Genomic DNA, 6,946 nt, shown 5'->3' with positions numbered 1-6,946 from the left:
CTCATGTGCTGGTCGACGCCACCAATGCGGACGAGTGGAACTATGCGCTGCGGCGGTGGGACGCTCACGGTTGGGACGACGCCGCCCTGTTCCACTACGCGACGTTCGGGCAGCCGTTCGATCCTGACACGCTCGGCGATGTCAGCTACGAGGACTACTATCGGTCGATCCTCGACGATCTGTCGACCGCTGGGCCGCAACCACCCGCACGCAAACGCGTGGCCTCTTCACGGGTCGAGTTCCGTCAGGACCGTCCGGCGGAGGAGCCGGTGGCGTTTACGGAGGTGCTGGGTCGGGCCGCGCCCATCAACCGCTTCGAGCACCAAGGTATTGCCTTGGCCGAACTGCATACGGTGCTGGCGGGTGCGTTCCAGGCTCAGCGAGTGATCGGCGGCATCCTTGGTGAGCACCTGCTCAAGCCGTACCCATCCGGTGGAGCCCGGCATCCGCTGGAGGCGTATGTCGTCGCCAAGTCGGTGTCTGGGTTGCCCGCTGGCGCCTACCACTTCGACGCCGTTGACGGAACCTTGAGGCAGCTCGCGAGCAGTAACGCGGTCGAGGGTATCGACACGGCGTGCTTCGGCAAGGGAGGGATCGTCACCGCCTCCGCGGTGCTCGTCATCACCTGCCGCTGGCCCCGCCACAACTGGAAGTATCGCTACGCGCGGTCGTACCGGATGGTCTTGCTCGAACTCGGCCACGCCATCCAGGCGATCCACCTCTCGGCACGCGCCAGCGGGCTCGGCGCATACCACTGCCCGTCGATCAACGACGCGGAACTCCTCCCCATCCTTGACCTCAACGACGACTGCGCCGAAGGGCCGGTCTACGCGATCGGCATAGGCAAGAACGGAATCCGGTAGTGACACACACGGTGCCCGACGACACGATCCTGCACCTCCAGCCGAACCTCTCCGTACGCCAGTCCTATGACGGCAGCGGCACCTACCAAGTCACGTGGGGCCAGGGCTCCCAGCGCGAGTACTTCCAAACGCATTCACCGGACCTCGCCGCCTGCCTGGCGACCATGCCCAGCCCGCTGACCATCGAGAACGCCCGCTCCAGGCTGATCAGCGAACTCGGACTGGAACATGACACCGCCGCCGGCCTGGTGAACGACCTCCTGAGCTACGGGTACTTCTCCTCAGCGTCGCGCGCGCTGACGGCGGGCGAGCAACTCTGGCGCGATGTCGAATGGGACGACGCTCTCGGGTTTCACATGGCTACCCGGAACATGATCTGGAGCCACGACTACTCGGGAAACCCGAAGGTCATGACCCGTTGTCACGTCGAGCACAACGTCCGGCCCGACACCGATCCGCCCACCCGGTACACACCAGAGGTCCAGACGACGGTCGCCCTGCCGGAACCGGCGATTCCCGACGTGGACTTCCACGAGATCGTCCGGCAGCGCAGGACAAGCCGCGATTTCCGGAACACAACGATCACACTTCACGATCTCTCCACGCTCCTAGCTTGGACGTTCAAGCCGCAGTTCCCAGCAGCCGAGCCTCGCTACTACGCCACCCAGTCCTACAGCCGTGGGGCGCCCTTCACCGCCTTCATCATTACCGGCGGCCCCCGGAGCGCCCACTGAACTCGAACAAGACTTCGGTATCTACCACTACAACCCGGAGCGGCATCAGCTTGGACTGGACAGGAAAGCCCACGATCTCGACCGGCTCGATGCCGTGCTGTGGAGGCCAGAGCTACGTCAACAACGCGCCGGCCATGCTCGTGATCTGCGCCGACTGGCCGCAGTTCAGCTGGAAGTACCGATTTTCACGGGCCTACCGCTTCGTATACGCCGAATGCGGCGCGTTCATGCACACCGCGTTGCTCCTCGGAACCGCATTGGGCCTGAAGACTTTCCAGACCCCAGCCATCGACGACCGGCGCATGTGCCAGACACTCGATGTGAAAGACCACGAGGTCGGGCCGATCTACATGGCCGCATTCGGTCGACCCCGCCCGTCACAGCAGGCGTCGGGCAGCCGCTGAGCGCACGGACCGACCTATACGGCCTTCAAGGTCTGGTCGAGCCGGCGGCTCAAGTCGCCGAACGAGCAAGATCTCGGTGGCGCCGGACGGCCGGACAAAGGGAGCCTGGAGGTCGCCGAGCGGCCCAGGGGATCGGTCTGTGCTCATCGCCGGCTCAACGACCAGCCTGCTGCCGCTGCCGGCGGTGGCCAGCGTCCGGCTCGCCAGGTAGCTGAGCGAGGATGCGACAGACCGCCGTTTCCGCGCGTGCTTCTTCGGCCGCCGTGACGGATCGGCTCACTGGCGTCGAGCTCCTCGCACGGTGACGGACTGGAACCGCTGCGGACTGAACAGCGCCATGTCCGGCCGTTCGGTCCCGGTTGCGAGGTCCGCGAGCGCCTCTCCCACGACCGGCGCGTATCGAAACCCTCGCCCCATGCAGCCCGCGCCGAAGACGATTCGGTCATGCCGGGAGTGAGTGCCGATGATCCAGTGCCCGTCGGTGACCTCACTCCACATGCAGACCGTGGCGCGGATGGGCTCGCCGTCGATGGCGGGGATGCGCTCCCGCAGGCAGCGGCGGACCGCGGCGACTTCCGCCGTCGTGGGCTGCTGGTCCGTCAGCTTGTCCGGCCGGATCTCTTTGCCGCGCGAGGGGAGGCTGACCTTGTAGCTGCCGTCGGGTTCGGGGCAGCCGTAGAAGGGCGCGGAGTCGTCACCGGGCGGAGCAGCGAAGTAGGCGGCTGTTTCGAGGCGCACGCCGTCTGGGATCGCGAAGTTGAAGAGGACCTGGCGTTCGACAGCGACCGGCAGGTCCAGACCGAGTATCTGACCCGACCAGGCTCCCACGGCCACGACGAGCCGGTCCGCGCGGTAGGTGCCTGACGCGGTGCGCACCTCGACACCGTCGGCGTTCTCGGAGTAGTCCTCGAGTGGATCGTCGAACCGCAGCTCGGCGCCATGGCGGCGAGCTTGGTCGTGCATCGCCCGAAGGCCCTCGACGACCAGCGCCACCGTGCCGTGCGGCTCGAAGACGGTGGTCTCGTCGTCCGCGATGCCATAGGACGGGAACCGAGCCTGCGCGGGCTCAGTGTCGAGGATTTCGTGCTCGAATTCGGAGGCCGCGAGGCTTTCGAGCGTTCGATCGAACCACCCTGAGCCGGCCTTGCCCACGAACACCGTGCCGGACTCGAGAAGCAGGTCCTGGCCGGCTTCGGCGGAGAGCTGGTGCCACAGCTCAAAGGTGCGGTGGGTCAGGGGGTGGTATGCCGGACCGGTGCTGTTGGACTGACGAGCCAGCCGGGTCGCTCCGCCGTGGCTTCCGTATCCGTGCGGAGGAGTGTGGCGGTCGAACCCGGCAACCCGCATACCGCGCCGGGCCAGGTGCCAGACGGCCGAGGCACCCCACGGGCCGAGACCGACCACGATGACGTCGTAGGGGTTGCGCCGCTGCATGCGGACTCCTTCGCAGGCCGAGGTCGCGATCCAGAACCGTGCCAGGCTTCCCGTATGGTGCCGGCGGCTGGAAATCGCTGAGGACACGAAAATGCACTGTGACGCCTGTTGCGGGGGAGATCCGCAGCCGTTCACCGAAAAGACTGTACTCTATCGTTCAGAGATTGAACAGACCATCAAAGTTTCTGCTCGACTGCGCGAGCGAAGTGCTCGTCCACGATCCCCGGAGCCTTCGTGACCACGGCAGCGCCCGGTGACAGGGACGAGCCGCCGATGCCGATGCGCTCGCGCGACTCCTGGTCGGCGCGGTGCGCGCCGTCCTGAGGCCGCACGGCATCCAGATCGGTCGGAGATCCTTGCGCCAAGCCCTCCTGGATGTCGTCAGAGGCCTTCAAGTCTGACACCGGCGTGTTCGGATGGGCTGGACGGCGGAGCCTGCTACCTCTTCGATCCCATCACCTGAGCGCGTCGGGCCGGCTGAGGAAGGCGGGTTGACACCGGGTGTGTGACGACCGCCCTTCGGGCGCGTGCATGGCTTTGCCTTCCCCTTACGAGCGAGGAGGACAGTGTTATGGCAGAGAGCGCTCTGGCGCAGGCGATCGAAAACGAGCGAGCCGAGACCGGATTTCGGGTGCTTGCCCAAGCTTTGCCCCACTTCGGGATCGAAGCGGATGCCCCGGTCCAGCTGTTGCCGCAGTCGGAGAACGTCGCTTTGCGCGTCCACCCTGCGCATCGCCCACCGGTCGTGGTGCGGATCAGCCCGCCCGGCGCGCGTACCCACGAGGAGCTGAAGTCCGAGATTGCGTGGATCACCGCGCTGAAGCGGGAATCCGACGCGCCGGTCGCGGGCGTGCTCACCAGCGACGCCGGGGAGGCGGTTGTCCGGGTTGCCGATCCCACTACCGGCACTGTCCTCAGCGTGGTCGTGTTCGAGCACGTACGCGGGCACGAACCGGCAGAGGACGAGCTTGCCGCGCTGATGCCGCTCCTCGGCCGCATCTCGGCCCAACTGCACCAGCACAGCGCTACGTGGGCACGCCCGGACTGGTTCTGCCGTGGTCGCTGGGATGCCGACGCCGCCTTCGGCGACCGCCCTCGATGGGGCCGCTGGCAGGTCGCGGTGCCCGACCCCGGTCAACGGCAACTGCTTGATCGTCTCGAGCGCGTCGTGAGTGGCCGGCTCCAGCGTTTCGGCGCCGACCGCGACCGGTTCGGCCTGATCCATGCCGACCTGCGCACGGCGAATCTCCTCGTCGATGGTGAGACCTGTCATCTGATCGATTTCGACGACGCGGGCTTCGGCTGGTGGCTCTACGACCTCGCGACGGCCCTGACCTTCTACGAGAACCACCCGGATCGGGACGAGCTGATCGGCGCTTGGGTGCGGGCCTACCGCGAGATCCGAGACCTGCCGGACGAGGACGAATCCGAGATTCCGACGTTCCTGATGCTGCGCAGGCTGCTGACCCTGGCGTTCCTCGGCAGCAATCCCGGCATCGACGTGTCCCGGCAGATGTTGGCCGGCCTCCCGGAACAGACATGCGAGCTCGCCGAGGACTACCTGCGGCAGTTCGACTGACGAAGACAGCACCGCCGCCCCACCTGGCGTTGCTTCATGCCAGTCGGTGCTTTGCGCCGGGCACCGCCATGAAGTCCAGGTCGCCAGATCCAGCGGTCAGCAGCACTGGGATGCGGCCGAAGTCGACCTGACGAGCGGCGGCACGATCACGAACTCCTTGAGCCGGGATGCGTCGAGCGTCCAGGAAACAGATACTTCGGCGCAGGTCGAGTTCGGTGCCGAATTCGACCTGCGCAGCCGCGCGGATGACGTTGGCGGTCCGGCATCCGTACAGCCCAAATTCTGCGGCATCATGCCAGGAGAACGTCAAGGTCTGCGATCTTGGTGTGAGGTCCGGTATGGACGTGCTTGGATGTGTGGCTCCGGACATGGGTGGTGGCCTTCGGCCTGGAATGATCAAGGTTCCTACGCCACGATCATGATCAGGATGAAGGCCACCGTTGTCGGTGTCGCAGGTCCCGTGTTCGCCCGTGTTGGCTGTTGCCCCGCTACCGGATCCGGTGTGGGAGGCGGGTTTGTCCGGGGTGGGGTTGCTGGTCGATCTGCTTGCCGGCCTGCCTGATCCGCGTGATCCACGGGGTGTTCGGCACAGTATCGGCGCGGTGCTGTCGGTGATGGTGTACGTGGTGTTTGCGGGTGCCCGTAATTTCCGGCAATCGGGCTGATTCGTGCTTTGTATCGAAATTTCAGGACCGCTGAGGAGCGGTAGGTACTAAGGAGGCCCTAAATTTCTGGACTGCCACACCTGACTTGACCAGCATAGATGCGATTTTTCGAGTCCAGAAAGATCATTTCGTCTTAGTAGGCACCGTGAATTCCAGGCAGGACCATGCCGCTTTGCAGACCGATTTCCGCAGTTGTCAGGGGACCGCTGCGCGGAAGTCATCGGGAGTCCGACCCCCGATCCTGCCCACCACACGCGACGAACGGCCACCCCACGATCCCGGCTTGATCGCACGGACCGTCGTCGAGATCGAACGACTGGTCACGCTGGTACTCCAACCCCAAGCGCACCACCTGCACTGGACCTGGCGACGGCGTCACCAGGTCCAGTGCCCGTTTACGTCATGGTCCGAACGCTGACGCGCGGGTCGAAGGCGATCTGGCCGGGCTCAACGGCGATGAGCCCGCCGTCGACAGGAATGACGGCAGCATTCACATATGAGGCCGACGGGGAGAGCAGCCAGCCGATCACCTGCCCGATCTCGTCGGCCTCCGCCGGGCGGCGACTCGGAGCAAACGCAGTTGCCAGTGCGTAGGCATGATCCATGGAAACTCCGATGGTGGAACCCAGTTCGGTCATCTCCATGTCGGCCATCTCAGTGCGGGTCCAGCCCGGACAGACGATGTTCGCGCGCACGCCAGAGGGCCCGTAGTCCACGGCGACGGATTGCATCAGCATGGTGAGCCCCGCCTTGGTCGTGTTGTAGCCGGCGATGGCGGCGGTTGCCCGCAGTGCCGCTGCCGAGGCGACGCCGACAAGGGAGCCGTGTGTCTCGACCAGATGCGGTAGGGCCGCACGCGCGACGTGGAAGGGCCCCGTCAGGTTCGTCGCGATCATGGCGTCCCAGTCATCATCGCTGAGTTCCCCCACGCCGCCGGGCCGCACGATGCCGGCGTTGAGCACTACTCCGTCGAGTCGATCGAAGCGTGCGACGGTGTCGGCGACGAGCCTGCGGACGTCCTCCGGTGAAGCCACGTCGGCCTCAAACGCGATCGCGCCAGTGCGTTCGGCTACCGCATCCAGGCAGCCGCGGCGCCGACCGCAGATGACGACTTCCCAGCCCTGCTCGCGCAGGACAGTCGCGGCGCTGGCGCCGATTCCGGTTCCCCCGCCGGTCACGAGGGCCACGCGTCGAGTCTCGTCAGTCATGCCACAGCGTTTTTCCACAGTGCGTCCGACCCACAGTGCGTCCGACCCACAGTGCGTCC

Annotated in this window: 9 protein-coding genes; 5 read left to right on the top strand and 4 right to left on the bottom strand. The window is 65.9% G+C overall.

What is annotated here, in order from left to right; genetic code table 11:
* The 3 genes from VJT49_RS05675 to VJT49_RS05665 all read left to right on the top strand — a co-directional run.
* On the top strand, positions 1 to 863 hold an 863-nt coding region (locus tag VJT49_RS05675; RefSeq protein WP_324163627.1), incomplete at its 5' end, for a SagB/ThcOx family dehydrogenase.
* Positions 863 to 1,597 (top strand): hypothetical protein, encoded by a 735-nt coding sequence (locus VJT49_RS05670; protein WP_324163626.1) that lies wholly within the window; start codon positions 863 to 865, stop codon positions 1,595 to 1,597. The genes VJT49_RS05675 and VJT49_RS05670, both read left to right, overlap by 1 nt.
* 50 nt (positions 1,598 to 1,647) lie before the next feature.
* On the top strand, positions 1,648 to 2,001 hold the full coding sequence (locus tag VJT49_RS05665) for a nitroreductase family protein (RefSeq protein ID WP_324163625.1): 354 nt from the start codon (positions 1,648 to 1,650) through the stop codon (positions 1,999 to 2,001).
* 276 nt (positions 2,002 to 2,277) lie between these two features.
* Here the strand turns inward: VJT49_RS05665 and solA are convergent, their stop codons facing one another.
* Both solA and VJT49_RS05655 read right to left on the bottom strand, forming a co-directional pair.
* Entirely contained in the window at positions 2,278 to 3,435 is a 1,158-nt protein-coding gene (gene solA, locus VJT49_RS05660) for an N-methyl-L-tryptophan oxidase (protein WP_324163624.1), read from the bottom strand.
* 176 nt (positions 3,436 to 3,611) lie between these two features.
* On the bottom strand, positions 3,612 to 3,830 hold the full coding sequence (locus tag VJT49_RS05655; RefSeq protein ID WP_324163623.1) for a hypothetical protein: 219 nt from the start codon (positions 3,828 to 3,830) through the stop codon (positions 3,612 to 3,614).
* Positions 3,831 to 4,006: 176 nt separating this feature from the next.
* Between VJT49_RS05655 and VJT49_RS05650 the strand changes: the two genes are divergently transcribed.
* On the top strand, positions 4,007 to 5,014 hold the full coding sequence (locus VJT49_RS05650; protein ID WP_324163622.1) for a phosphotransferase enzyme family protein: 1,008 nt from the start codon (positions 4,007 to 4,009) through the stop codon (positions 5,012 to 5,014).
* A 34-nt stretch (positions 5,015 to 5,048) separates the two neighbouring features.
* Here VJT49_RS05650 and VJT49_RS05645 read toward each other — a convergent pair whose 3' ends face one another.
* Positions 5,049 to 5,324, bottom strand: coding sequence for a hypothetical protein (locus tag VJT49_RS05645; protein ID WP_324163621.1), 276 nt, complete (start codon positions 5,322 to 5,324; stop codon positions 5,049 to 5,051).
* A 214-nt stretch (positions 5,325 to 5,538) separates the two neighbouring features.
* On the opposite strand from VJT49_RS05645, the gene VJT49_RS05640 reads away from it, so the two are divergent.
* Complete coding sequence (locus VJT49_RS05640; protein ID WP_324163620.1) at positions 5,539 to 5,679, top strand: hypothetical protein; 141 nt, start codon at positions 5,539 to 5,541, stop codon at positions 5,677 to 5,679.
* Positions 5,680 to 6,074: 395 nt separating this feature from the next.
* Here VJT49_RS05640 and VJT49_RS05635 read toward each other — a convergent pair whose 3' ends face one another.
* A complete protein-coding gene (locus VJT49_RS05635) occupies positions 6,075 to 6,866 on the bottom strand; it encodes an SDR family oxidoreductase (protein ID WP_324163619.1) in 792 nt (263 codons plus the stop codon).
* Positions 6,867 to 6,946: the final 80 nt, after the last annotated feature.

Origin of the sequence: Amycolatopsis sp. (genome assembly GCF_035276945.1) — a bacterium.
Taxonomy (GTDB): domain Bacteria; phylum Actinomycetota; class Actinomycetes; order Mycobacteriales; family Pseudonocardiaceae; genus Amycolatopsis_E.
Note: the sequence above shows the minus strand (reverse complement) of the source record. Positions and strands in the feature narration are given on the sequence as shown.

What these genes read in the sequence shown, in the direction of transcription:
- VJT49_RS05650 (WP_324163622.1), top strand. Translation starts at nt 4,007, where the DNA reads ATGGCAGAGAGCGCTCTGGCGCAGGCGATCGAAAACGAGCGAGCCGAG.
- solA (WP_324163624.1), bottom strand. Translation starts at nt 3,435, where the DNA reads ATGCAGCGGCGCAACCCCTACGACGTCATCGTGGTCGGTCTCGGCCCG.